Origin of the sequence: Streptomyces adelaidensis, assembly GCF_016598475.1 — a bacterium.
GTDB classification, from domain to species: domain Bacteria; phylum Actinomycetota; class Actinomycetes; order Streptomycetales; family Streptomycetaceae; genus Streptomyces; species Streptomyces adelaidensis.
Genome location: NZ_JAEMUX010000020.1, coordinates 14245 through 38779, shown reverse-complemented (window position 1 = coordinate 38779; position 24535 = coordinate 14245). Strand labels below are relative to the sequence as shown.

The following is a 24535-nucleotide window of genomic DNA, read 5'->3' as shown; positions in this document are numbered from 1 at the left end:
CCATGAACACGAGTGACACGAGTGACACGAGGGATACCAGGAGTACGAGGGATACCAGAGGTACGGGCGATACCAGGGGTACAAGCACGCTCACGCAGCACGGCACGTGGGAGCCGGCCCCCGCCGCCCGCTGGGAGGACGCCTTCCTCAGCGGCAACGGCCGGCATGGCGCCATGGTGTTCGGCGACCCGGACGACGACCGCGTCATCGTCACCCACCACACCCTCGTACGGCCCAACGGCGGCGAGAGCGCTCGGCCGCCGCAGCTCGCCGACCGGCTCGCCTCGCTCCAGGACCGGTTGCTCGCGGGGGAGGTGACAGCGGCCGAAGAGTTCACGGACGGACGGGAGCTCCAGTGGGTGCAGCCCTTCCATCCGGCGTTCCAGATCCGGCTGAGACGGACGGACCCGGACCTGGGCTCGGGCAGGGGCTCGAACAGGGGCCGACGCGGCTACCGCCGCTCGGTCGACTTCACCACCGGCGTCGTCGAGGCGGCCCGCGAAGGCCGGCGCAGCCGCGTCTTCGTCTCGCGCGCCGACGACGTGATCGTCCAGTACGTCACGGGTCCCCGGCTCACCCTGGACATCGACCTGGACCACCGCCTGCCGGGCGCGCCCGCCGACCTGGGTGTCGGGCACGGCGCGGTGCTCACCCCCGAGGGCGCGACCCTGAGCCTGCGCGCCCGCTATCCGGGCAGCGACCGCGCGTACACCGGCACCACCCTCATCACCGTCACCGGCGGCCGTACAACACTCACCCCGCCCGGCGTCCGCGTCGAGGGGGCGCAGGCGGTACTGCTGCTCACCCGGGTGCGGCGGCACACCGGTGAGCTGGACGTGACGGCCGAACAGCGTGCGCTCCGGGGGCTGTTGCCGGAGCACGACCCCTACGGCCACCTCCTGTCGCGTCACCTCGACCTCCACCGGGCCGCCTACACCAGGGCCTCCCTCACCCTCGACGCCGACGACATCGAACGCGCCCTCCCCGGCTCGGAGCTGATCCGCCGCCCGCGGAGCCCCGCCCTCCTCGAACGTCTCTTCGCCGCCGGCCGCTACCACCTGCTCTCCTCCAGCGGCATGCTGCCGCCCCGCCTGGTCGGACTGTGGACCGGCGACTGGAACACGGCCTGGGCGGGGGCGTTCACCAACGACGCCAACCTCAATCTGCAGACGTCCTCCGCCGCGGCCGCCGCCCTGCCCGAAGTCACCGAGGCCCACGCCTCGCTGATCCAGGGGCAACTCGGCGACTGGCGGGACAACGCCCGGGCGATCTTCGGCGCCCGGGGTGTCGTCGCCCCGCCCCACTCCGACGGTGAGACCGGCCTGACCTACCACTTCAGCCGTGAATACCCGCTGCACCTGTGGACCGCGGGCGCGGACTGGCTGCTGAAGCCGCTCGTGGACCACGACGAGACGCGGGGCGAACGCGACCCGCGTACCGCCGCCCTCCTCGCCGAAGTGGCCGAGTTCTACGAGGACTTCCTCACCCGCACCGACGCCGACGGTCAGCTCGTCGTCGTCCCCTCCTACTCGCCCGAGAACCGTCCCGCGAACGCGAGCTGGGGCACGATCAACGCGGCCATGGACCTGTCCGCCGCCCGGCACGCCCTGCTGACCGCCGCCGACCACCACCCCGAGCCGCCCGAGCGGGCGAACCGCTGGCGCGCGCTCGCCGACCGGCTTCCGCCCCATCGCGTCAACGCCGACGGCGCCCTCGCCGAGTGGGCCCGGCCCGGCCTCGACGACACCTACGACCACCGTCACCTCAGCCACCTCTACGGGGTCTGGCCCCTGGACGAGATCAACCCGTACGACACCCCGGACCTCGCGGCCGCCGCCCATCGCGCCCTGGAACTGCGCGGCGCGGAGAACGACTCGGCCCACGGCCATCTGCACCACGCCCTCGTCGCGGCCCGCCTGCGCGACGGCGAACGGGTCGCGCACGCCCTGAGTCAGGTCCTCGCCGGGGACTTCTTCCACGCCTCCCTGATGAGCGCGCACTACCCGAAGCGCGACGTCTACAACGCGGACGCCGCGCACACCCTGCCCGCCGTGCTGATCGAGATGCTGGTGCAGTCGACACCGGACCGCCTGGTGCTGCTGCCCGCGCTTCCGGCGGCCTGTCCGACGGGCCGGCTGCGCGGCGTCCGTACCAGGTTCGGGGCCGAACTCGACCTGACCTGGAGCGCGCACGAAGTAATCGCGACGATCCGCCCCACCCGGACCCGTCGCGTGGAACTACGGACTTCCTCCGGCGCTCAACCGCTCGACCTGGTCGCCGGAGAAGACCGCGTCCTCACTCTGGGGCCGCGGTAGCTGCCCAACCCCGTAATTCCCCCCACCCATGGAAGGAACACGACACCCATGGCAACACGCACCCGCACCGGTACCCCTACCCGTACCCGCACCCTGAGCAGGATCGGCAAGGTCCTGCTCGCCCCCGCGCTCGCGCTCGGTGCCACCATCGGCCTCGCCGCCGCCCCCGCCTCGGCCGCCGTCTGGAACTCCTGCGACCAGTGGGGCAACACCAGCCTCAACGGCTACACCCTCTACAACAACATCTGGGGCTCCGGCGCCGGCAGCCAGTGTGTCTGGGCCAACTCCGGCACCAACTGGGGAGTCTGGGCCAACCACCCCAACACCGGCGGCATCAAGTCGTACCCCAACTCCAAGAAGGTGATCAACAAGACGATCACCTCGCTCGGTTCGCTCAGCAGCAACTACAACGTCACGGTCCCGTCCTCGGGCGCGTACAACTCCTCGTACGACATCTGGGACACGGACTACGACTACGAGATCATGCTCTGGGTCAACTACAACGGGGCCGTCGGTCCGCTCGGCACCTCGCAGGGCAACGTCACCCTCGGCGGCCACACCTGGACCGTCTACAAGGGCAGCAACGGCGCCAACGAGGTCTTCTCGTTCCTGCGCACCTCGGACTCGAACTCCGGCTCCGTGAACATCCTGCCGATCCTCAAGTGGATCAAGGACACCAAGGGCTGGATGGGCAACGAGACCATCGGCGACGTCCAGTTCGGCTTCGAGGTCACCTCCTCCTCCGGCGGCCTGGACTTCACCACCAACAACCTGACGGTCAGCAGCAGCTGACCCCACACCCGGCCGGTGCCGCACCCCCACGCGGCACCGGCCCGGGCCGGTAGCGGTCCCGTTCCCCGGTGTGCGGTGGTAGAACGAGGCTGTATCGGTTCTGCGGGAAGCAGCGACAGCGGGGGCCGAACGAGGGGACCATGAAGGGGAGTTGGGCATGACGGCAGAGAACATCGACGATGTCGTGGACGGGCTTGCCGGGATCGTGCGGGAGGCCGGACGCGCCGGTGACCGGGTCGGGTACTTCGCGGCGCTGTACCGACAGGTGACCGTCGAGGTCCGCACGGCCATTCACGCCGGGCTGTTCGACGACGGCGCCCGAATGGACCGTTTCGACACGTTCTTCGGCAACCGCTACTTCGACGCGTACGACGCCTGGCGTCGCGACCGGAGCGGGCCGCGTTGTTGGCGCGAGACGTTCGGGCTGCTCGACGACACCGACAACGACACCGTCATCGTCCAGCATCTGCTGCTCGGGGTGAACGCACACATCAACCTCGACCTGGCCGTCGCCGCCGCGCGGACCAGCCCGGGCGAGGCCATTCACGCGTCACGGCGCGACTTTCTGCTGATCAACGACATCCTCGGCCGGGTCGTGCTGGCGGTGCAGGACTCCATCGGCGCCCTCTCGCCACTCATGTCGCTGCTGGATCAGGTCGGAGCCCGCACCGACGAGCGGATCCTCGACTTCAGTGTCCGCCAGTCCCGCGAGGAGGCGTGGTACAACGCCGTCCTGCTGGCCGGCCAGAGCGAGGACGAGCGCGAGGCCACCATCGAGCGGCTCGACGTCCGGGCCGCCGTGCTCGCACGACTGATAGCGCGACCGGGCGGCCTCGCCCGCCCGGCCCTGCAGCTGATCCGGAGCACCGAGAGTGACGACGTGCCGGCCGTCATCACCCATCTGGACAACGCCATGGAGCGGCCCTCCGCCCTGCTCGACTAGCGGAGGTACCGGGGGCAGAGCCCTACCCCTGGTGCCCTTCGGGACGACTACATGTGGCCTTACGCGCCCGGAGTGAGGCGGATCAGCAGCACGCCGGGCGTGCGAGGCAGCGACACGCGCAGTTCGCCGCCTGCCCGGTCCCACACCGCCGCTGACTCCGCCCGCGCGGCGGACGGGTGCAGGATCTCGGCGCGGACGGGACCACCCCGGCCCGCCAAGTGCTGTATCGGAAAACGCACTTCGGCCGCTCCACCCCTCCGCCACACCGACACGTACGACGCCCCGCCCGGCACCCGCAGCCCCAGGGCCAGCCACTCGTCCGTCCAGCCCGGCAGGCCGAGCGGCCAGAACGGCAGCGCGTGAGCCAGATCGCCGCGGATCGTCTTGTACGTGTCCACCGCCTCCCGTACGAGAGCGAGTTGACGCTCCGTCATCCGGTCGAGATGACCCGAGAGATGAATGCGGCCCAGGAGGGCTCCGCCGAGGGTGAAGGTGATGAGGTCGTCGTCGAAGTCCGGCTGGGGATAGGCCCAGACGGCGCCCTGCTCGGGGGGTACCGCCGTGGGGGCGGAAGCGGCGATCGGGGGGTAGCGGAGAGGGTCCTGTTGGTCGCTGGTGGACTGGAGCTGGGATACGGCCAGGGTGGCGCCGTCCATGCGCATGCCGCCGGAGGCGCAGTTCTCGATCACCAGGCCGGGGTAACGGTCCAGGACACCGGAGAGCCAGTCCAGGTAGGCGTGGGCGTGGCCGAGGAGACCGGCCCCCGGTGCGAGGTCCCCGGGAGCACACGTCCCCGGGTCGACGACGATGTTGTAGTCCAGCTTCAGGTAGCCCACGCCCCAGTCGCCGACGATCCGGTCCACCGTCTTGTCGAGGTGCGCCCGGGCCGCCGGGTGACGCAGGTCCAAATGGTGGCGGCCCTGTTCGCTCAGCCGTACGCCGTCGCGCTGGAAGAAGGCCTCCGGCGGGAGTTCCGCCGCTACGGGACTGCGTACGCCGACGACCTCCGGCTCCAGCCACAGGCCGGGCACCATGCCGCGCTCCCGGATCCGGTCCAGGACGGCCCGGATGCCGCCGCCCGGGAAGCGGCGCGGCGACGGCAGCCATTCGCCGACGCCGTCCCACCAGCCGCCGTCCACGGAGTCGTCGTACCAGCCGGAGTCGACGCAGAAGTACTCCGCGCCCGCGTCCGCCGCCGCGTCGATCAGCGGCAGCAGCTTCTCCGTCGTCGGGTCGCCCATCAGGGTGTTCATGTAGTCGTTGAAGACGACCGGCAGCCCCTCGTGGTCCGGATGGGGGCGCCGGGCGGCACGGCGGTACGCGGTGAGCGCGCCGAATGCCTCGTCCAGCCCGCGCCCCAGCGCGAGGACCGTCGGTACGGTCGTGAACTCCTCGCCGGGCGCCAGCCGCACCCGCCACTGATGCTCCGCGTCCGTCGGGCCGTTCAGCGCGAGATACGTGCCGTGCGCGCGTTCGCCCAGGTCCCAGCGCCAGCCGGTCGGGGACTCCACCTGCCACACCCAGGCCCGCCCGTCGCCACCCCGTTCCGTCAGCGCCCCCATCGGCAGATGCCCGTCACTGGACCAACTGCCCCGCCCCGTCAGCCCGAGCGCCGCCCGGCTGTCGTGCTGGTGGGCGTCCACGCTGATGTCGGCGACCGTGTCGCGCAGCGGCTCGCTGTACCAACGGCACTCCGCCAGCCAGTCGTTGCGGGCCCGGTGTACGTCGAGGGCGTCGGGGGAGGGGAGTCCGCCGAGGAGCAGGCTGCTGACGGACTGGACCACGAGGGGATCCCTGCCGTCGTTGCGAAGCCGCACACGGGAGCGGAGAGCGGCCACCCCGGTGGGGGAGGACAGCTCGACGAAGGCCGTCAGCCCGGTGGCGGGGTCGTGGAGTTCGACGGTCAGCCGTTCCCAGCCGACGTCGCCGGCGCCGGCGACGTGGTTGGCGGAGTCGCTGTGGTGACCCTGGTACGCGAGCCGCGTCCCGAAGGCGGTCCCGGTGAAGCGAGGACCGGACCAGCCGCTGCCATGACCGAGGGCGGTCAACTCGACGAGGGGAAGGGCGACCTCCGGATTCACCCCGTCACCGGCCGCGCCCACCGCGTCACCGAATGGGGCCACGACGTCACCGGCCGGGTTCCCCACCTCACCGGCCGGGTTCCCCACCTCACCGGCCGGCTTCACCAGGCCACGTGACGGTTGGTCCACCACGTCACCGGCCGAACCCAGCCGCACCAGCCGCAACGTCCCGTCCGCCGCCGTCGCGAACCCGACATCCAGCGCCGGGTGCCCCCAATCGAACACCACCTGCCCGGAGCCGGAGCCGGAGCCGGAGCCGGAGCCGGAGCCGGAGCCCGAACCGGAAGCCTCCGCCGCCCCCTCAGTCGTACCGGTCAAGGTGTCGTCCCTCCTGAGTCGCCTCATCCGCACGCCGTCCACTCGCCGGAGGCGAAGGCGCCCGCGTGAATCCCTCGTTACGTTCTCTTGACGTCCCCCGTGTGACCGGTCACAATCCTGGCATGAATGTGACCGGTCACACAAGGCGCCCGGCGAGCATCCGGGACGTCGCGACCGCCGCCGGAGTCTCGTACCAGACGGTTTCGCGGGTGATCAACGACCACCCCAGTGTCAAGCAGTCGACGCGGGAGCGGGTGCTGGCGGCCATCGACGAGCTGGGGTTCCGGCGGAACGCCTCCGCGCTCGCGCTGGCCAGCGGGCGCAGCCGGGCCGTGACCGTGCTGACCGCGAACACCACGCACTACGGCTATGCCTCGATCCTCCAGGGCATCGAGGAGGCGGCACGGGCGGCGTCGTACGCGGTAGGCATCGGCGTACTCGAATCGGCGGACGAGGCCGCGGTCGCCGCCGAGGTGGAGCGGGCGGCGGACGCGGGCGGCGGGCTCATCGTGATCGCCTACGATCCGGCCGGTGTCCGGGCCCTCGGTGCCGTGCCCGCCGAGCTGCCGGTGGTCGGCGTCGTCGAGACCCCGGCCGGCCCGCCCGGCGGCGACCGCCCGTGGGTGTGGACCGACGACCGCGAGGCCGGCTACGAGGCGACCCGGCACCTGCTCTCGCTCGGCCACGAGACCGTGCACCACGTCGCGATCCCGTCCAGCACCCGGCGGACCAGCGCCCGTACCGCCGGCTGGCAGCAGGCCCTGCGGGAGGCGGGGGCGCCCGAACCCCGTCCGGTGCAGGGGAGGTGGGGCCCGGCGGGCGGTCACGCGGCCGGGCTCGGGCTGGCGGCGGACCCGGCCGTGACCGCGATCCTCTGCGGCAACGACGACCTCGCGGTCGGTGTGCTGCGCGCGCTGCACGAGTGCGGACGGTCCGTACCCGGCGACGTGAGCATCGCCGGGTTCGACGACGCCCCGCACTCCGCCTATCTGACCCCGTCCCTGACGACCGTACGCCTGGACTTCACCGGCCTCGGGCGGGCCGCGTTCGCCCTGCTGCACGGGGTGGTGGAGGAGTCCGCGCAGATCGCCCCGCATCCGGTGTCCGTACCGGCGCTGGTGGTGCGGGAGAGCTCGGGGCCGCCACCGGTCCGTCCCTGACAGTCCTCCGATGCCGCACGACTGTTCCGTTTGCTGATCTTGCTCTGCCCCGAACCACCCGTTCCTGAAAGGCACCTGGATGAACAGAAGAGCTCTCCCCGCCCTGGCCCTCATATGTGCCGTCGGCCTCGCCGCCACCGCGTGCAGCGATCCGACGGCCGGGGACTTGGGTGCGGACTCGGACACGAAGAACACCGTCGTCGATCCCACCGCCCGCCTGGACGGTGTGAAACTGACCATGTGGACCGCGCAGAACACGGTGAGCGCGCCCAAGCAGGTCATCGACGCCTTCGAGAAGGCCACCGGCGCCGAGGTGGAGGCCCAGGCGGTCCCGGACCTCTACGAGTCGAACGTGCCGACCAAGCTGGCCTCCGGCGACCGCCCCGACCTGATGTTCTGGCAGCCGTCCATCTCCACGCTCCCCTTCATCCAGCCGCAGCAGAACCTCCTCACTCTCGACGGGGAGGAGTGGGAGTCGAAGCTCGGGGACACCGAGAAAACGCTCGGGATCATCGACGGCAAGCGGTACGCGGCGATCGTCACCAGCCCGGCCATGCTCGGCGTCTACTACAACAAGGATGTCTTCGCGAAAGCCGGGCTGAGCGAGCAGGACTTCCCGAAGTCGTACGACGAGCTGCTGGCCCTCGGGAAGACGGTCACCGACAAGACCGACGCGGCCGGCTTCTACGAGGCCGGCGGCGACAAGTGGCCCTTGCAGTGGCAGATGCAGGTGCAGCTCACCGACCTCGACGAGCAGTGGTGGGCGGACCTGAACGAGAACAAGGAGAAGTGGACCGACCCGGTCGTCGTGGCCGCGATCAAGAAGTACAAGGAGAAGCTGCTCGACGCCGGGCTCGCCCAGAAGAACTACCGCACGGGCACCTTCACCGGGCAGGCCGACGCGCTGTGGCAGGGCGAGGCCGGCATGGCCCTCAACGTCACCTCGTTCCAGAGCCAGTTGCAGGCCAAGTACTCCACCGCGGAGATCGACAAGAAGATCGGCTGGTTCCCGGTCGCCGAATCCGCCGCCACCGGCCTCTACTCGCCCGACCAGACCAACGGCGTCGTCGCCTTCAAGACGGGTGACGAGAAGCGGCAGAACGCGGCCCGGCAGTTCCTCGCCTTCTGGCTCGGCCCCGACTACGCCGACTACATCAAGGCGATGAAGATCCCGTCCGTACAGCCGTCCGTGCCCACCCCCGACGGGCTCCCCGAGACCTCGAAGGCCCAGGTCGCGGCCCTGCCCACCGCCATCGGCGTCTTCCAGGCCAAGGCCATCGTCGCCCCGGACACGCACCTCTACCTCGCCGACATGCTCTACGACAAGAAGAGCCCGCAGCAGGTCGCCCAGGCCATCCAGGACCAGTTCGCGCAGGTGGCCAAGGCCCAGGGCGCGCCCGGTTTCTAGCCATGGCGGACACGGTCGTGCGCAGCGCACGTAAGCAGGCGTCCGCACAGGGCGCACCCAAGGGCGTGGGCCGACTGCCCCGCGCCGCCGTGCACCACCCCTGGTGGTTCGCGCTCCCCGCGATCGTCGTCTTCGCGGGCTTCTTCCTGGTGCCCAACCTGCTCAACTTCTACTACCCGTTCACCGACTGGTCCTCGTACCACCCGGACATCGCCTTCACCGGCCTCGACAACTTCAAGACCATCGCCGACGACGGCACCCTTGTCCGGGCGATCCGCACCACCCTCCTCTACGCCCTGCTCGCGGCCGTCTTCCAGAACGGCTTCGGGCTGGGGCTGGCCCTGCTGCTGGAGGGCGACAGCCGCTTCAACCGGTTCTTCCGTGCCGTCTTCTTCCTCCCGGTGCTCATCTCGGCCCTCGCCACGGGCTACGTCTTCCAGGCGCTCCTCGACCAGGACGGCGCGGTCAACTCCGTGCTCGGCACGGACGTTCCATGGCTGGGCTCGACGACCTGGACGCTCGTCGTCGTCACCCTCATCCACGGCTGGAAGTGGATGGGCCTGTCGATGCTGATCTATCTGGCGGGGCTGAAGGGCATCCCCGACGACATGCTGGAAGCGGCGCGGATGGACGGGGCCGGACCCTGGCGGACCTTCTGGTCGGTGCGCTGGCCGATGCTCGCGCCGGCCCTCACCTTCAACGTCACCACGGCGCTCATCGGTTCGATGAACACCTTCGACATCGTGCAGGCCACGACGGGCGGCGGCCCCGCGGCCTCCACCGAGGTCTTCAACATCTACATGTTCCGGATCTTCGGCCAGGGCCTGTACGCGCAGGCGTCGGCGATGAGTCTCGTGCTCTTCCTGGTGGTGGTCGCTGTCGCGATTCCGCTGGTCATCGGCCTGCGCCGAAGGGAGCAACTGCTGTGAACCCGTCCGTGGTCTGGAGATACGGCCGCCCGGCCCTGGTCCTCCTCATCGCCGGGCTCGCCGTCGGCGTCCCCCTCTGGCTGGTCCTCGTCACCTCCGCCAAGCCGCAGGCGGAGGCCATCAAGCCCAACCTGGACCTGCCGGCGCACTGGCAGCCCGGCAGCAACTACGAGGACGCCGTCGGCCAGGGCGAGATGCTGCGCGGCCTCCTCAACTCCCTGCTCGTCGTGGTCCCTTCGGTGCTCCTCGTGCTGATCCTCGGCGCGGGCGCCGCCTGGGTCTTCGCGCGCCGCAAGTCCAAGCTGGTCTCGGCGGCGTACGCGCTCTGCATCAGCGGACTGCTGCTGCCGCCGGCCGTCATCACCATCGTGATGGAGCTTCGTCAGCTCGGTCTCGCGGGCACCCGGCCCGGAATGATCGCCGTCTACACCGGGATGTACCTCTCCACGTCGATCTTCTTCATGACGGGCTTCATCCGCGCCATCCCCATGGAACTGGAGGAAGCCGCCCGGATCGACGGGGCGAGACCGTTCCGCATCTTCGCGCGGATCGTCCTTCCCCTCCTCCGGCCGGTCATCGCCACCGCGACGATCATGGTGATGCTCTACGCCTGGAGCGACATCTTCTACGCCTTCTTCGTCCTCGGCGGCGGCGACCGGGCCACCCTCCCGCTGGGCCTCTACAAGGTCGCGAGCGCCCAGCTCTACCTCAACAACTGGCATCTCGTCTTCGCGTACGTCGTGGTGATGAGCCTGCCGATGGTCGCCGTGTTCCTCGTCGGCCAGCGAAAGATCGTGTCCGGAATCACCAGCGGAGCCGTCAAATGACTGGAGGTCCAACCGCGTGAACCCCCACACCGGTACGAGGTCCCGTCTGAGAACCACCCTGTTCACAGCACTACTTGGAGTCAGCACCATGGCAGGCACCCTCCCCGCCACCGGGGCGTCCGCTGCAGCTTCCGCCGGCCCCCAACGCCTCACCGTCGACCTCTCCGCCTCCGAGGGGCCGGTGATGCGCGGCGCCAACGGCGCGCTGTACGGGCTCAGCGACGACGGGGTGCCCAGCGACGCGGCCCTCGCCCCCCTGAAGATCACCAGCATCTCGCAGAAGCCGGAGGGTGGCGCCCAGCATCCCAACGGCGACGCGCTGACCGTCTCCAAGTCGTTCTTCCGCAACGGCGGCGGCGAGATCAACGTGATGATGCAGGACATCTACGCCAAGTGGCCGTACGAGGACCTCGGCATCGACGACTATCTCCCCAAGGTCGACAAGATCGTCAAGGAGGTCTCGGCCGACCCGGACAACGACCGCTTCGTCTACATCCCGTTCAACGAACCCGACCAGATCTGGTACAAGCTCGACGTCTCCGACCAGGCGCAGTACGAGATCAACCGCGACCGGTTCTTCAAGGACTGGAAGACGGTGTACGAGCGCATCCGTGCCATCGACCCCGACGCGCGGATCGCCGGCCCCAACGAGGCCGCCTACCACACCCGCCTGCTGACCGACTTCCTCACCTTCGCCAAGCGCGAGAACGTCCTGCCCCAGGTGATGACCTGGCACGAGCTGGGCTCCGGATCACTCCGCGACTTCCAGGGCCATTACGACAACTACCGTTCGATCGAGCGGGAGTTGGACATTGCGCCACTGAAGATCAACATCGACGAGTACGCCAACCGCCGCGACCTCTCCGTCCCCGGACAGCTCGTCCAGTGGGTCTCGATGTTCGAGAGGAACAAGGTGTACGCCAACCAGGCATACTGGGACGCCGCCGGCAACATGGACGGCAACGTCGTCCGCTCCAACATCCCCAACGGCGGCTGGTGGTTCTTCCGCTGGTACGCGGGCCTGACCGGCGACACGGTCAAGGTCACCCCGCCGCAGGCGAACACCATCGACACCCTCCAGGGCCTCGCCTCCCTCGACACCTCCCGCCGCCAGGCCCAGGTCCTGCTGGGCGGCTCCGCCGGTGACACCGACGTCGTGGTCCAGAAGGTCCCCCGCTCACTCTTCGGCCGTACGGTCACCGCGACCGTCGCCGAGGCCGCCTGGTCCGGTTACGAGGGGCAGCACGCGGCGCCGCGTGTCCTCACCCGTACGAAGGTGAAGGTCGCGGACGACGGCACGGTCACCGTCCCGCTGCGCGGCACGCACAAGATGTCCGCCTACCGCATCGTCCTCACCCCCGGCGGCTCCGGCACCCCGGCCCCCGTCGCCACCCCCTGGACCGCCGCCTACGAGGCCGAGGACGCCGCCGTCACCGACGGCAAGGTCTACACCCAGGGCACCGTCGGCAACGCCAACGGCTACGCGGCCTCCGGCACGAAGGACGTCGGCTCCCTCAACCAGGCCACCAGCAAGGTCGACTTCACGGTCACGGTGCCGAAGGAGGGCACCTACGACCTGGCGATCCTCTACGGCAACCAGTCCGGGACCCCCGCCACCCAGGAACTGTCGGTCGACGGCGGCGACCCGGTCACGGTCACCTATCCCTCCACCGAGAACTGGACCTACCGCGCCAAGAAGGACCTCACCGTCCGACTCCCGGCCGGTACCCACCTGTTGAGCCTCGCCAAGGGCGCCGCCGAGGTCACCCTCGACCGGATCGACCTCACCGCCCGCACCGGCGAGCCCGCCGCCTCCTACGAGGCCACGCTCGCGGACATCAGCGGCAGGCCCTCGTACGACTACTCCTCCTCCACCGGGACCGGCACCGGCGCGCTCGTGCTGCGCTCCGGCGACAAGGCGGTCTTCGACGTGTACGCCCCGCGCGACGGCTACTACCGGGTGGTGCCGAGGGCGTCGGCGCCGGTGAAGCTCGCCCTGCACGGGCAGTCGGTGGCGGCGGTGCCCGACCGGCCGCTGCGGCTGTACCTCATGGCGGGCAACAACCGCGTCACCGCGACCGCCAAGCACACCGCCGTCCGCTCCCTCGACGTCACGGGCGCCGGCTCGATGACCGGCACGCTCTCCTACGAGGGTGCCTCGGCCGGTCTCGCGGGCGGAGCCAGGCTCGTCGACTCCCCGTACGCCTCCGCAGGCTCGTACATCGGGTGGCTCGGCAACGGACCCGGCAGCATCGCCGAGTTCACGGTGGACGCGCCCGCCTCCGGCCGCTACGTACTGGTCGTCCACTACGCGCACAACGACCGCCGCGACAACGGCCACTCCTACAACACCGACATCATGTCCCGCACCGCGGACATCACGGTCGGGGACGGCGAGCCGCGCAAGGTCACCTTCAAGAACACCTGGGGCTGGGACGACTACTGGACGGTCGGCGTCCCCGTGGAGCTGAAGAAGGGCGGCAACAAGGTGACGTTCGGCAACGCGGGGGCGTGGGCGCCGAACATCGACCGGATCGAGCTGGGCCGGGTCGTCGGCTAGGCACGCGGTCCACTCGCAGCACCTCGGCCACCGGTTGTGCACCGGTGGCCGAGGTCTGTCGCGTCAGCCCCGGTCCACCTCGGCCCGCAGCGCGTTGTAGTCGGCGAACGCCGAATCGACGTCGGCGCGGGTCAGACCGTAGCGGGACAGGTCGTAGCGGTGGGGGCGGCTGCCCTTGGGGCGGGCGGTGATCTCCGGCAGCCGGGCGGCGTCCGCGTCGGTCCAGCGGGCGCCGACGGCGTCGTAGAGCTTCGGGGCGCCCGAGGCCGGGTCGGAGCCGAGCCACGCATAGGGGACGTCCACGAGCGCCTCGCGGGGGATGGCGGCCCGCGCCGCCATGCCGAGCCGCACGGAGCGGCTCAGCAACTCCAGCCAGTCGGCGCCGAGGCGGTGCGGGTCGAGCGGCGAGAGGGTGCCGGTCATGCCCTGCTCGACCAGACTGCAGAAGGACGCCACGACGGTCGCCGGGTCCCGGTGGGTCCACACGATCGTGGCGTCGGGGAAGACGGTGCGCAGCGCGCCGAGGTGCTCGGTGTGCAGGGGGGACTTGAGCACCCAGCGGCGGCGGGGACGGCCGTGCTGGAGGACCTGGTAGACCTGCTTGAGGTGGCGGTAGTCGGGGACGAAGTCCCGCTCGTAGTGCCAGGCCCGGTACGCGGGTATGCGGGCCTGGGACAGCGGTACCAGGAGGTGCGGGAGGACGAAGGTGCACTCCTCGGGTCCCTCGGCCGTCATCGGGTGGATGTCGCGGAAGCGGGGAGCGAACAGGTTGACGCCGCCGACGAAGCGGCGGGCCGACGTGATCGCCTTTCGCCGCTGCCGCGCCGACGCGTAGAGGTCGGAAGCGAGCAACTCCCACAGCAGCGGAGAGCGGTGCTCGTCCGAGAGGGACAGCACACCGTGGGTGAGCGTGGTGGCGGTGCGCGGCAGCCCCACCACGAACACCGGCTTCTCGATGGGCTCCCGCTCGATGGCCGGGTTCGCGGCGATCAGCCGGCGGACCCGGGCCCGGTTGGTGAGGTGTCTGCGGACATGGGCCTGTGCGGCCTGCCAGCCGACCGGAGTGAGGTCGTCGTCCTTCGCCCACTCCCGCAGCAGGAACTGGAAGTCCTCGACGAACACCTCGTCCCCGTCCGCCTGCCCGGCCTTGGCGACGATCCGGTCGAAGACCCGGTCCGGGTCGAGGCGGGAGCCGGCCGTCGGCCGGAGCAAGAGGTTGGCCAGGGTGAGGGAGAGGGGGGTGGAGGACACGGGCGGCTTCCTTCCGGGGTACGGCGGCGGCTGCGGTCGGCGCGCTCGCGGGTGGTGCGGGGCCCCACCGGTGGTGCGGTCCTTACCGGTGGTGCGGTCCTTACCGGTGGTGCGGTCCCCACCGGTGGTGCGGGACCGCCAATGCTCCGGAACCGCCGGTGCTGCGGGGCGCCGGTGATCATCCTGCCGCCCTGGCCACCTCCCCGGTCCCGCCGGGTGCCGGCACCGCCGCGCCCGCCCCGTCCCCGTACCGGCCCCGGAGTTCCGACAGCACCCCGGACGCCGCCGCGGTGAGCGGCACCGCGAGGAGCATGCCGAGGAGGCCGGCGATCGAGGCGCCCGCCGTGAGCGCCAGCAGGATGCCCGCCGGGTGCATCTGCACCGTCCGGCTGTGGATCATCGGCTGGAAGACGTTCCCTTCGAGGAACTGCACCGCCGCGACCACGCCCAGCGCCCACAGCGCCGTCACCGCGCCACGGTCCGCGAACGCGACGAGGATCGCGACCGCGCCCGAGAGGAAGGCGCCCAGATACGGGATGTACGCGCCGATGAACACCAGCGCCGCGAGCCCCAGGGCGCCCGGCACCTGGAGGATGAGCAGGCCGACCGCGATGCAGACGGCGTCGATGAACGCGATGATCGTGGTCCCGCGCATATAGCCCTCGATCGCGAGGAACGCGCGCCGGGCCATCACCTCCAGCGTGTCACCGGAGCCGCGCGGCGCGAGCGAGTGCAGCGCGGTGACCGCCCGGTCGGAGTCGCGCAGGAAGAAGAACATGAGCGTCAGCGCCAGGATGGCCATGGTGATGAACTCGCTGACGACGCCGACCCCGCTGAGCACCCCGGAGGCCGCGGTCCCGCCGAACTTGGACAGCAGTTCCTTCGCGTTGTTCGCCAGGTCGTCCAGCGAGGTCCCGGCCAGGCCGAACTCCTTGCTGAGCGACTTCGCGGCGTCCCGCAGCGAGGAGATGATCTGGTCGCCCGTTTCGATCAGCGAGGACACCACGATGTACGCGGCCCCGCCCATCACCAGGATCACCGCGGCACAGGTCAGCCCGGCGGCAAGGGACTTGTTGAACCTCATCGCGACCAGCCGCCGGTAGAACGGCCCGAGCAGCGCCGTACCCAGCAGCGCGATCAGCACCGGCGTGACCGCGGTCTGGAAGGTGATGCACAGCCACACGACCACCGAGACCACGCCGGTGACCAGCAGCGTCAGCGCACTCCACACGGCGATGTGCCGCGCGGGCCCCGGAAGGAAACCACGGGGGACGCCCCCCTCCTCCGGCCGCGCCGCCGCCGGCTCCCTCGCGACGACGTACCCGCCGGAGGTACGTATCGTCGTGCGCGTCCGATGCACCGGCCGGCGCGTGGGCCCGCTTCGACGGCCCGGCCGCCCCTCGCGAAGGGCTCTGCGAGGGTCTCCCGTACGGCTGCTCATCCTGATGTCACTCCCGAAGATCCGACGCGCGGTGGCGCCACAGCGTAGACCTCTTGGGCGAACGGCGATCGGGGCGGCCTCTCCTTCCGCGATCACGACGGACCGCTACCGCCGCGACGTGGTCTCCCGCACCCAGGGCACCACCAACCGCTCGGCCAGCACCAGCACATAGAACAAGGCCACACTCATCGCACCGAGCAGCGCCACCGCCGCGAACGCCAGGGCCGTGTCCGAGTTGGCGCCCGACTGGACGATGACGAAACCGAGGCCCTCGTCGCCCGCGCTGAACTCGCCGATCACCGCGCCCACGGCGGCCAGCGGCATCGCCACCTTCAGTCCGACGAAGATCTGCGGCAGCGCGGCGGGGAAGCGGAACCGCAGGAAGGTCCGGGCCCGTGAGGTGCGCAACGACCGGGCGAGTTCGGCGAGTTCGGACGGCGTGGAGGTCAGTCCCTCGGCGACGGACAGGACCACCGGAAAGAAGCAGACCAGCAGCGCCATGACCACCTTGGGCTGCGGGCCGAACCCCATCCACACCACCAGCAGCGGCGCCAGCGCCACTTTCGGTACGGCGTTGAAGGCGACCAGCAGCGGGGCGGACATCAGCTCCACGGTCCGGGACGCGGCGATCGCCACGCCGATCACCAGCCCCGCGGCCACGGCCAGCGCGAAGCCCGCGACGATCACGTACAGCGTGGTCAGCGCCTCGCGGAGCAGATAGCCGGGGACGGAGAGGAAGGCGTCCAGTACGTCGGCGGGGGAGGGCGCGATGATCTCGGGCGGGTCGAGGACCGCCACCGCCAGGGCCCAGCCGCCGAGGGCGAGCGCCAGCCCGAGCAGCGGCCAGCCGACCACGACGAGCCGCTCCCGGGAAACCCCGGCCCCCTTGCGCACACAGGCCACCGTCAGGGCTTCGGCTTCGGCACCAGGTCGAACGAGACGAGCTCCTCCGGCGTCAGCCCCGCCTTGACGGCCCCGGCGTCGACCAGCGCCTCGATCGCGCCGGCCACCCGCTCGCGGTCCATCGTGCCGATGGGCGCACCACCGTCCTTCGGCTGTACGGCGGCGCCGACCAGCTCGATCTCGGCGGCCGCGGTCCGCACGCTCACCGTCGGGAACTTCTCGTGCATCAGCTCCGCGGCCTCGTCCGGGTGGCCGATCGCGTACGTCATCCCCTTGAACAGGGCGGTGGTGAAGCGCTCGACCAGCTCGGGGTCGTCCTTCGCGATCTCGGTGGTGGTGGTGGTGACGGCGGCGCCGTAGGACTCGGTGAGGTACTCGCCGAACGGGAGGACGCCGACCTTCTCGCCCTTGACGGCGTTCTCGATGTTGGGCCGGCCCACCCGGTACTGCCCGACCGCGTCCACCGAGCCGGAGGCGAGGTTGGCGCCGAGCTGCTGGGGCTCCAGGCTGACCCAGTCGACCTTGTCGGCGTCGAAGCCGGCGAGTTTCGCGTACGCGGGGAAGAGGGCGCCGATGACCGAGCCCGCCGGGTCGCCGACCGTCCTGCCCTCCAGGTCGGCGGGCTTCTCGATCCCGCTGTCGGCCAGGGCCATGATCGCGGCGTCCGTGGTCTGGTGGATCGCGGCGACCGCGGTGACCCCCGAGACCTTGCCGCCGCCGAGCTGGATGATCGTGCTGCTGAGGTCGATCGGGGCGAACTGGGCGCGGCCCCCGGCGAGGGCGGCCAGCGAGTTGCCGCTGCCCTGGCCGGGCTGGATGTCGACGCTGATGCCCGCGTCCTCGAAGTAGCCCTTCTCCTGGGCCACATAGGCGTAGGCCTCACGGCCGAAGGTGCCGAAGCCGGTGAGGTAGGTGACCTTGTCCGGGGAACCGCCCGAGGCCGATCCGTCCTTGCCGCCGCCCCCGGCGTCGTCGGCGCCGCAGGCCGAGGCGAGCGCCGCCGTCAGGACGACGGCGAGGAGGGCTGCGGGTAACCGCGAGGTCCGTCTCATGTGCATCAAGTCCAGCCGCTCCGGCGGGAGTTGTCGAGACCACCGACCGTGTTGTCATGTAACAAACAGCGAAACGCCGGTTGATCACGGGAGGTGTCGCCCTATCCTCGGTCGTAAGGCGACAGGCCGCGTTCGCAGGCGACCCGTCGATCCCTTTGAACTGATCCCTTCGACTGATCCCGTCGATCGACCCCTTCGATGGAGGGCGCCCGTGATCCGAGTGCGCGGAGTGTCCAAGAGGTTCGACGGCCGCAGGGGCAGTGTGGAGGCCCTGCACGGCATCGAACTGGACGTCGGCGACGGTGAGTTCCTGGCGGTCCTGGGCCGCTCCGGCTGCGGCAAGTCCACCCTGCTGAGAGTGCTCGCCGGACTCCTCCCGCCCTCGTCCGGCGAGGTCCGCATCGCCGGTGAACCCGTCCGCGAACCCCGCCGGGACGTCGCCATCCTCTTCCAGCGCCCCGCCCTGCTGCCCTGGCGGTCGGCCCTCGACAACGTCCTGCTGCCGATCGTCGTCCACGGCCGCCCCCGACCCGAACACCGAGCGGCCGCCCGAGAGTTGCTCCGAGAGGTCGGCCTCGACGCCCCCTTCCACACCTGCCTCCCGCACGAGCTGTCCGGCGGTATGCAGCAACGCGTGGCGCTCTGTCGGTCCCTCATCCAGCGACCGCGCGTGATGCTGATGGACGAACCCTTCTCCGCCCTGGACGCGCTGACCCGGGAGGAACTCTGCGAGGTCCTGCAACGCGTCCACATGGAGCACGGCGCCACGGTCGTCCTCGTCACCCACTCCATCGAGGAGGCGGTCCTCCTGGCCGACCGCGTCGCCGTCCTCAGCTCCCGCCCGGGCCGCGTCCGCACCGTCCTCGGCATCCCCGTGCCCCGCCCCCGCTCCCTCGGCCTCGACACCCACGTCGCCGAACTGGCCCGCAGCCGCGCCGAACTCCATGAACTGCTGCTGGCCGACAAGAAGACGGAGGTGTGACCGATGGAGCCCCGCAGGCTCTTGGGCGCGCCCCGCCCAACACGGAAGTGACCCGATGGACCTGCGCGTCTTCACCGAGCCCTACCACGGCGCGACCTACGCCGACCTGCTGCGCGCCGCCCGGCACGCCGAGGCCTGCGGCTTCGAGGGCTTCTTCGTCGCCGACCACTACCACCCGATGCACTTCGGCGACGGCCTGCCCGGCCCCACCGACGCCTGGACCACCCTCGCCGGACTGGCCCGCGAGACCTCGGCCATCCGCCTCGGCACCCTGATGACCTCGGCCACCTTCCGCCACCCCGGCCCGCTCGCGGTGACCGTCGCCCAGGTCGACTCGATGAGCGGCGGCCGGATCGAACTCGGCTTCGGCGCCGGCTGGTTCGGGCTCGACCACCGCGCGTACGGCATCCCGTTCCCGCCGCCCGCCGAACGCTTCGAGCGCATGGAGGAACAGCTCAGCGTTCTCACCGGCCTGTGGACCACCCAGGCGGGCGGGCACTTCTCGTACGAGGGCCGCCACTACCGCCTGACCGACTCACCCGCCCTGCCGAAACCGGCCCAGCGCCCGAGGGTCCCGTTGATCGTCGGCGGCCGGGGCCCTCGCCGCACCCCGGCCCTCGCCGCCCGCCACGCCGACGAGTTCAACCTTCCCTTCACCGGCCTGGAACAGAGCGCCCGCCTCTACGCCGGCGCGAAGTCCGCCCGCGCCCGCTTCCCCGACCGCCCGCCGCTGACCCTCTCCATCGCGCTGGGCATCGCCTGCGGCCGCACCGACGCCGAGATCACCGACCGCCTCACCGTCCTGCACGAACAGTCCCGCCTCCCACCGGAGGAACCGCTGCACGGCACCCCCGACCGGATCGTCGATCAGCTCTGCGCCTACGCGGAGTTGGGCGCCACCCGCGTGTACGTCCGCCTCCGCGATCTCTCCGACCTCGGCCACCTGGACCTGCTGATGGCCGAGGTCGCGCCCCAACTGCCCTGACCGCCACCACAGCCGTACCCGGCGGCGGGCAGTCGTGCCGCCAGGTGCGGCACAGGCGGCACCGGCGGCACAGGCGACTGGGGTGGCACGGCAGGGCACAGCGGCACGTAACCGCCGAGCCGCCGAGTCCCCGCCGCCCCCGGCCGGCGCCTACTCGGCGATCGGCAAAGACGCCCCGTCCCGCAGGAACAGCGGAATCCGGTCCAGCGGAGCGTCGACGGTCACCGACTGCCCGCCCTCGTACGTCTCCGAGGTCCAGGCGTCGCTCCAGCGCGCCCCCGCCGGAAGGTACGTCGTCCAGGTCGTCGCCCCCGCCTCCAGCACCGGCGCGACCAGCACGTCCCGCCCGAACAGATACGCGTCGTCGACCGACCAGGCCCGCTCGTCCCCGGGGAACTCCAGGAACAGCGGCCGCATGACGGGCAGCCCCTCCTCGTGCGCCTCCCGCATGACCCGCAGCACATACGGCTTCAGCCGCTCCCGCAGCCGCAGATACCGCTCCAGGATCGCCCCGGCCTCCTCGCCGTACGACCAGACCTCGTTGGGGCCGCCGGTCATGGCCGGGCCCAGCGGCATGCCGGGATCGCGGAAGCCGTGCAGGCGCATCAGCGGGGAGAAGGCGCCGAACTGGAACCAGCGGACCATGACCTCGCGGTACGCCGGGTCGTCCGGGTCGCCGCCGTGGAAGCCGCCGATGTCGGTGTTCCACCAGGGGATGCCGGACAGAGCCGTGTTGAGGCCCGCCGCGATCTGGCGGCGCAGGGTCGGGAAGTCGGTGCCGATGTCACCGGACCACAGGGCGGCGCCCCAACGCTGACTGCCCGCCCACGCCGACCGGTTGAGGGAGACGATCTCCTCCTCGCCGGCCGCCCTGAGCCCCTCGTGGAAGGTGCGGGCGATCTCGGCCGGGTACATGTTGCCGACCTCCAGACCGGGGCCCGCCCAGTAGCGCAGGTTCTCCTGGAAGCCCGGCTTGATCTCCGGCTCGCAGGCGTCCAGCCAGAACGCCTTGATGCCGTACGGCTCCAGGTAGTTCTCCTTCACCCGCGACCACACGAACTCGCGCGCCTCGGGGTTCGTCGCGTCGTAGAAGGCCACCTGGACCGTCGACGCGACCTCCTTGTCGGGCCAGTCGGCGTGCGCCATCGGGCCGTACTGGGTGCCGATGAAGTAACCGCGCTGCTCCATGAGGTGGTGGTTCTCGCTCAGCGGCGAGACCGACGGCCACACCGACACCACCAGCTTGATGCCGAGTTCCGCCAGCTCACGGACCATGGCCGCCGGGTCGGGCCACTCGTTCGGGTCGAACTTCCAGTCGCCCAGGTGCGTCCAGTGGAAGAAGTCGCAGACGATGACGTCGATGGGCAGGCCCCGCCGCTTGTACTCCCGGGCCACCGCGAGGAGTTCGTCCTGCGTGCGGTAGCGCAGCTTGCACTGCCAGAACCCGGCCGCCCACTCGGGCAGCATCGGCGTACGGCCCGTCGCCGCGCTGTAGCGGCGCTGCGCGTCGGCCGGGTCGCCCGCGGTGATCCAGTAGTCGAGCTGCCGGGCCGAGTCCGCGACCCAGCGGGTGCCGTTGCCGGCCAGCTCGACGCGGCCGATCGCCGGGTTGTTCCACAACAGGGTGTAGCCGCGGCTGGAGGTGAGCACCGGGATGCCCACCTCGGCGTTGCGCTGGACCAGGTCGAGGACCAGGCCCTTCTGGTCGAGCCGCCCGTGCTGGTGCTGCCCGAGGCCGTACAGCTTCTCGTCGTCGTACGCGGCGAAGCGCTGCTCGAGGCGGTGGTAGCCGTTGCCGACCGCCGTGTAGAGACGCGGGCCGGGCCACCAGAAGTGGGCGCGCGCCTCGGACAGCAGCTCGGTGCCGTCGGCGGTGCGGGTGTACCGGATCAGGCCCTCGGCGTCGACCTCGACGGTGAGCGCGCCGACGGTCAGCCGGCCCACCCCGTCCTCGATCTTGAGGCTGCTCTCGGTGGACTCCGCCTCGTCGAGCAGGGCGCCCGGCAGCCCGTCGAGGACCGGGCCGCCGAGGCGGGCGCGGACCCGGACGGCGTCCGGGCCCCAGGGCTCGATCCGCAGGGTCTCCTGGCGTCCGCTCCATTCCAGGGCGCCGTCCCGCTCACGGAACGTGCCGACGGTGGGGGAGGACTGGGCGAGGCTGACCGCGCCCGACGGGTGCTGGTTCTCGGCAGGCTGATTCACGAGACGGCTCCTGGAAGGGAGGAGTGGCGGCCCGCCCGGCTCGGCTCCGGCGGGCCGGGCGGTAGGTGGAGAGAAGTCCCCGACGTCCCTACGACGCCGGGGTGTTGACCATCAGCGGTGGGCTCAGCCGGTGGCCGACAGCGGGCCCGTGCTCGCGCGGACCGTCAACTCGGGGGCGAGCAGCGCCACTTCGTCGGTGTCCCGCCCGTCCAGCTTGGCGACCAGCTGCTCCACGGCCCGCCGGCCCATCTCCTGGGCCGGGATGGCGACGGACGTCAGCCGCACCGAGGCCTGCACGGCGACCTGGTCCGGGCAGATCCCGATCACCGAGACGTCCTCGGGCACCGCCCGCCCCTGCTGCCGCAGCAGCGCGAGCAGGGGCTCCACCGCGGACTCGTTCTGCACGACGAACCCCGTGGTGCCCGGCCGTTCGTCGAAGATCCGGGCGAGGGTCGCGGCCAGCGCGTCGTAGCCGCCCTCGCAGGGGCGGTGCAGCACGCGCAGGCCCAGCTCGCGGGCCCGGGACCGCAGCCCGTCGAGGGTGCGCTCGGCGAACCCGGTGTGCCGTTCGTACACCGCGGGCGCCTCGCCGATGACAGCGATGTCGCGGTGGCCGAGCATCGCCAGATGCTCCACGCACAGCGCGCCCGTCGCCCCGAAGTCGAGGTCGACGCAGGTCAGACCACTGGTGTCGGCCGGCAGCCCGATGAGCACCGACGGCTGGTCGGTGCCGCGCAGCAGCGGCAGCCGCTCGTCGTCGAGCTCGACATCCATCAGGATCATCGCGTCGGCGAGCCCGCTGCCCGTGACCCGGCGCACCGCGTCGGGGCCCTCCTCACCGGTGAGCAGCAGCACGTCGTAGCCGTACGCGCGGGCCGTGGTGGCCACCGCTATCGCGATCTCCATCATCACCGGGACGTACATGTCGGTGCGCAGCGGGACCATCAGCGCGACGATGTTCGACTTGTTGCTCGCCAGTGCGCGGGCCCCCGCGTTGGGGTGGTAGCCGAGCTCCTGGATGCTCTGCTCGACCCGCTGCCGGGTGCCCATGGAGATGGACCGCTTGCCGCTGAGGACATAGCTCACCGTGCTCGCCGAGACTCCGGCGTGCTGGGCGACCTCGGCGAGGGTGACCATCCAGCTCTCCCAGCATTGTGTGAAGCGCTTCGACAGCGCGATGGAGCGGACAACGAGTGCGTGAGGGTGGCACGACAGTAGCCCGGCCCTGAGTACCTGTCCATACTTTGTCGAAGCGCTTCGACAACGACTTCCGGAGACGGCCGACGCCACCCCTTCCGGACGGCGCCGTTTTCTCCCCGTCCTCCCCCGTTCTCCCCGTTCACCCTCTCCGAGTCACGGCCTCCTGCCTACCACGACCTGCCGTCGCGGGCCACGGCAGGGAACGGGGTGCGGCCGCCGATCCGACGGCGACCTTTCCCACCCCCGGCGGCCACTGGAACCACGTACGCGAACATCCGCCCCCGGAAGGACCAGCGCCCCATGCAGCACCGCCGCCCCCGGCCGACCCGCAAGGCGAAGATCGGCGCAGCCGCCGTCACCGCGCTCGCGGTCGGCGCCTCCGTGACCGTCGCGATGGCCGGGGAGGAGGCCAGGAAGTGCGCGGCCTTCGACACCGTCACGCTCGGCAAGTACTACGTGAACAACAATCTGTGGGGCCAGGACAAGGGCACCGGCACCCAGTGCGTGTGGGACGAATCCCGCTCGGGCTCGACCATCTCCTGGGGTACGGACTACAGCTGGGCCAACAGCGCCAAGGGCACCGACGCGGACGTGAAGTCGTACGCGAGCAGTGTCCTCGGCTGGCACTGGGGCTGGAAGACCGACAAGGCGGCGACCCAGCTCCCCATCCGGGTGGGCGACCGCAAGCCCGTGAAGACCACCTGGGAGTTCACGGTCAGCTCCGACCCCGGCACCATGAACGTCGCCTACGACCTGTGGCTGCACAGCGAGAACACCGCGGACTGGCAGGACCAGCCCACCGACGAGATCATGATCTGGCTCAACCGCCAGGGCGGCGCGGGCCCGCTCGGCACCAAGTACGGCAGCGTCAGCCTCGGCGGCGCCATGTGGGACATCTACACCGGTGACATCGGCTGGAAGGTGTTCTCGTTCGTCCGCCGCACCGACACCACCAGGGCCACCCTCGACCTCGACGCCTTCACCCAGGCCCTGGTCCGCCGCAAGCTGCTGAGCGACGACAAGTACGTCTCCGGCATCGAGGCGGGCACCGAGGTCTTCAAGGGCACCGGCCGGCTGGACACCAAGGCGTACTCGGTGAACATCGGCTGAGCGGCGCGGCCGTTCGCACGCGAGGGGTGGCGGGGTCACCCCGGATCGGGTACCAACGATCGGGTAGCACCCATCA

General features: G+C 70.9%; 18 protein-coding genes. 11 read left to right on the top strand and 7 right to left on the bottom strand.

Going from position 1 to position 24535, the window contains the following annotated elements; genetic code table 11:
- The first annotated feature begins 2 nt into the window (after nucleotides 1–2).
- From I8N67_RS14265 to I8N67_RS14255, 3 genes are all read left to right on the top strand, one after another.
- Nucleotides 3–2315 (top strand): glycosyl hydrolase family 95 catalytic domain-containing protein, encoded by a 2313-nt coding sequence (locus I8N67_RS14265; protein WP_200303441.1) that lies wholly within the window; start codon nucleotides 3–5, stop codon nucleotides 2313–2315.
- A 48-nt stretch (nucleotides 2316–2363) separates the two neighbouring features.
- A complete protein-coding gene (locus I8N67_RS14260) occupies nucleotides 2364–3107 on the top strand; it encodes a glycoside hydrolase family 12 protein (RefSeq protein ID WP_200303439.1) in 744 nt (247 codons plus the stop codon).
- A 157-nt stretch (nucleotides 3108–3264) separates the two neighbouring features.
- Nucleotides 3265–4050: a DUF5995 family protein gene (locus I8N67_RS14255; protein WP_200303437.1), complete on the top strand. Its 786-nt coding sequence runs from the start codon at nucleotides 3265–3267 to the stop codon at nucleotides 4048–4050.
- 59 nt (nucleotides 4051–4109) lie between these two features.
- Here I8N67_RS14255 and I8N67_RS14250 read toward each other — a convergent pair whose 3' ends face one another.
- Complete coding sequence (locus I8N67_RS14250; RefSeq protein WP_443729043.1) at nucleotides 4110–6359, bottom strand: glycoside hydrolase family 36 protein; 2250 nt, start codon at nucleotides 6357–6359, stop codon at nucleotides 4110–4112.
- Nucleotides 6360–6571: 212 nt separating this feature from the next.
- Here I8N67_RS14250 and I8N67_RS14245 point away from each other — a divergent pair, with 212 nt between their 5' ends.
- The 5 genes from I8N67_RS14245 to I8N67_RS14225 all read left to right on the top strand — a co-directional run bounded on the left by I8N67_RS14245 (nucleotide 6572) and on the right by I8N67_RS14225 (nucleotide 13333).
- Nucleotides 6572–7609, top strand: coding sequence for a LacI family DNA-binding transcriptional regulator (locus tag I8N67_RS14245; protein WP_200303436.1), 1038 nt, complete (start codon nucleotides 6572–6574; stop codon nucleotides 7607–7609).
- Between the two features lie 79 nt (nucleotides 7610–7688).
- Complete coding sequence (locus I8N67_RS14240) at nucleotides 7689–9017, top strand: ABC transporter substrate-binding protein (RefSeq protein WP_200303435.1); 1329 nt, start codon at nucleotides 7689–7691, stop codon at nucleotides 9015–9017.
- Nucleotides 9018–9019: 2 nt separating this feature from the next.
- Nucleotides 9020–9946, top strand: a complete 927-nt coding sequence (locus I8N67_RS14235; RefSeq protein WP_200303434.1) for a carbohydrate ABC transporter permease — start codon at nucleotides 9020–9022, stop codon at nucleotides 9944–9946.
- Entirely contained in the window at nucleotides 9943–10773 is an 831-nt protein-coding gene (locus I8N67_RS14230) for a carbohydrate ABC transporter permease (protein ID WP_200303433.1), read from the top strand. The genes I8N67_RS14235 and I8N67_RS14230 overlap by 4 nt, the downstream gene beginning before the upstream one ends.
- 88 nt (nucleotides 10774–10861) lie before the next feature.
- The gene (locus I8N67_RS14225; protein ID WP_200303432.1) at nucleotides 10862–13333 is read left to right on the top strand and encodes a carbohydrate-binding protein; all 2472 of its coding nucleotides are present in this window, start codon (nucleotides 10862–10864) and stop codon (nucleotides 13331–13333) included.
- 63 nt (nucleotides 13334–13396) lie between these two features.
- Here I8N67_RS14225 and I8N67_RS14220 read toward each other — a convergent pair whose 3' ends face one another.
- The 4 genes from I8N67_RS14220 to I8N67_RS14205 form a co-directional block, all read right to left on the bottom strand.
- A complete protein-coding gene (locus tag I8N67_RS14220; protein ID WP_200303431.1) occupies nucleotides 13397–14584 on the bottom strand; it encodes a sulfotransferase family protein in 1188 nt (395 codons plus the stop codon).
- A 178-nt stretch (nucleotides 14585–14762) separates the two neighbouring features.
- Nucleotides 14763–15944 carry an AI-2E family transporter gene (locus tag I8N67_RS14215; protein ID WP_372443705.1) on the bottom strand — a complete coding sequence of 394 codons (1182 nt, stop codon included), beginning with the start codon at nucleotides 15942–15944 and terminating at the stop codon, nucleotides 14763–14765.
- 186 nt (nucleotides 15945–16130) lie between these two features.
- Nucleotides 16131–16919 carry an ABC transporter permease gene (locus I8N67_RS14210; protein WP_307835238.1) on the bottom strand — a complete coding sequence of 263 codons (789 nt, stop codon included), beginning with the start codon at nucleotides 16917–16919 and terminating at the stop codon, nucleotides 16131–16133.
- Between the two features lie 11 nt (nucleotides 16920–16930).
- On the bottom strand, nucleotides 16931–17980 hold the full coding sequence (locus I8N67_RS14205; protein WP_200303429.1) for an ABC transporter substrate-binding protein: 1050 nt from the start codon (nucleotides 17978–17980) through the stop codon (nucleotides 16931–16933).
- A 211-nt stretch (nucleotides 17981–18191) separates the two neighbouring features.
- Here I8N67_RS14205 and I8N67_RS14200 point away from each other — a divergent pair, with 211 nt between their 5' ends.
- Entirely contained in the window at nucleotides 18192–18962 is a 771-nt protein-coding gene (locus tag I8N67_RS14200; RefSeq protein ID WP_200303427.1) for an ABC transporter ATP-binding protein, read from the top strand.
- Nucleotides 18963–19017: 55 nt separating this feature from the next.
- Nucleotides 19018–19947: an LLM class F420-dependent oxidoreductase gene (locus I8N67_RS14195; RefSeq protein WP_200303426.1), complete on the top strand. Its 930-nt coding sequence runs from the start codon at nucleotides 19018–19020 to the stop codon at nucleotides 19945–19947.
- A gap of 150 nt (nucleotides 19948–20097) precedes the next feature.
- Here I8N67_RS14195 and I8N67_RS14190 read toward each other — a convergent pair whose 3' ends face one another.
- Both I8N67_RS14190 and I8N67_RS14185 read right to left on the bottom strand, forming a co-directional pair.
- On the bottom strand, nucleotides 20098–22149 hold the full coding sequence (locus tag I8N67_RS14190; protein ID WP_200303425.1) for a glycoside hydrolase family 31 protein: 2052 nt from the start codon (nucleotides 22147–22149) through the stop codon (nucleotides 20098–20100).
- A gap of 123 nt (nucleotides 22150–22272) precedes the next feature.
- Nucleotides 22273–23286, bottom strand: a complete 1014-nt coding sequence (locus tag I8N67_RS14185) for a LacI family DNA-binding transcriptional regulator (protein ID WP_200303424.1) — start codon at nucleotides 23284–23286, stop codon at nucleotides 22273–22275.
- 363 nt (nucleotides 23287–23649) lie between these two features.
- Here I8N67_RS14185 and I8N67_RS14180 point away from each other — a divergent pair, with 363 nt between their 5' ends.
- A complete protein-coding gene (locus tag I8N67_RS14180) occupies nucleotides 23650–24459 on the top strand; it encodes a GH12 family glycosyl hydrolase domain-containing protein (protein WP_200303423.1) in 810 nt (269 codons plus the stop codon).
- Nucleotides 24460–24535: the final 76 nt, after the last annotated feature.

Coding starts and splice junctions, on each gene's coding strand:
- I8N67_RS14235 (WP_200303434.1), top strand. CDS start 9,020: ATGGCGGACACGGTCGTGCGCAGCGCACGTAAGCAGGCGTCCGCACAG.
- I8N67_RS14225 (WP_200303432.1), top strand. CDS start 10,862: ATGGCAGGCACCCTCCCCGCCACCGGGGCGTCCGCTGCAGCTTCCGCC.
- I8N67_RS14255 (WP_200303437.1), top strand. CDS start 3,265: ATGACGGCAGAGAACATCGACGATGTCGTGGACGGGCTTGCCGGGATC.
- I8N67_RS14185 (WP_200303424.1), bottom strand. CDS start 23,286: ATGGTCACCCTCGCCGAGGTCGCCCAGCACGCCGGAGTCTCGGCGAGC.
- I8N67_RS14180 (WP_200303423.1), top strand. CDS start 23,650: ATGCAGCACCGCCGCCCCCGGCCGACCCGCAAGGCGAAGATCGGCGCA.
- I8N67_RS14240 (WP_200303435.1), top strand. CDS start 7,689: ATGAACAGAAGAGCTCTCCCCGCCCTGGCCCTCATATGTGCCGTCGGC.
- I8N67_RS14245 (WP_200303436.1), top strand. CDS start 6,572: ATGAATGTGACCGGTCACACAAGGCGCCCGGCGAGCATCCGGGACGTC.
- I8N67_RS14205 (WP_200303429.1), bottom strand. CDS start 17,980: ATGAGACGGACCTCGCGGTTACCCGCAGCCCTCCTCGCCGTCGTCCTG.
- I8N67_RS14195 (WP_200303426.1), top strand. CDS start 19,018: ATGGACCTGCGCGTCTTCACCGAGCCCTACCACGGCGCGACCTACGCC.
- I8N67_RS14260 (WP_200303439.1), top strand. CDS start 2,364: ATGGCAACACGCACCCGCACCGGTACCCCTACCCGTACCCGCACCCTG.
- I8N67_RS14265 (WP_200303441.1), top strand. CDS start 3: ATGAACACGAGTGACACGAGTGACACGAGGGATACCAGGAGTACGAGG.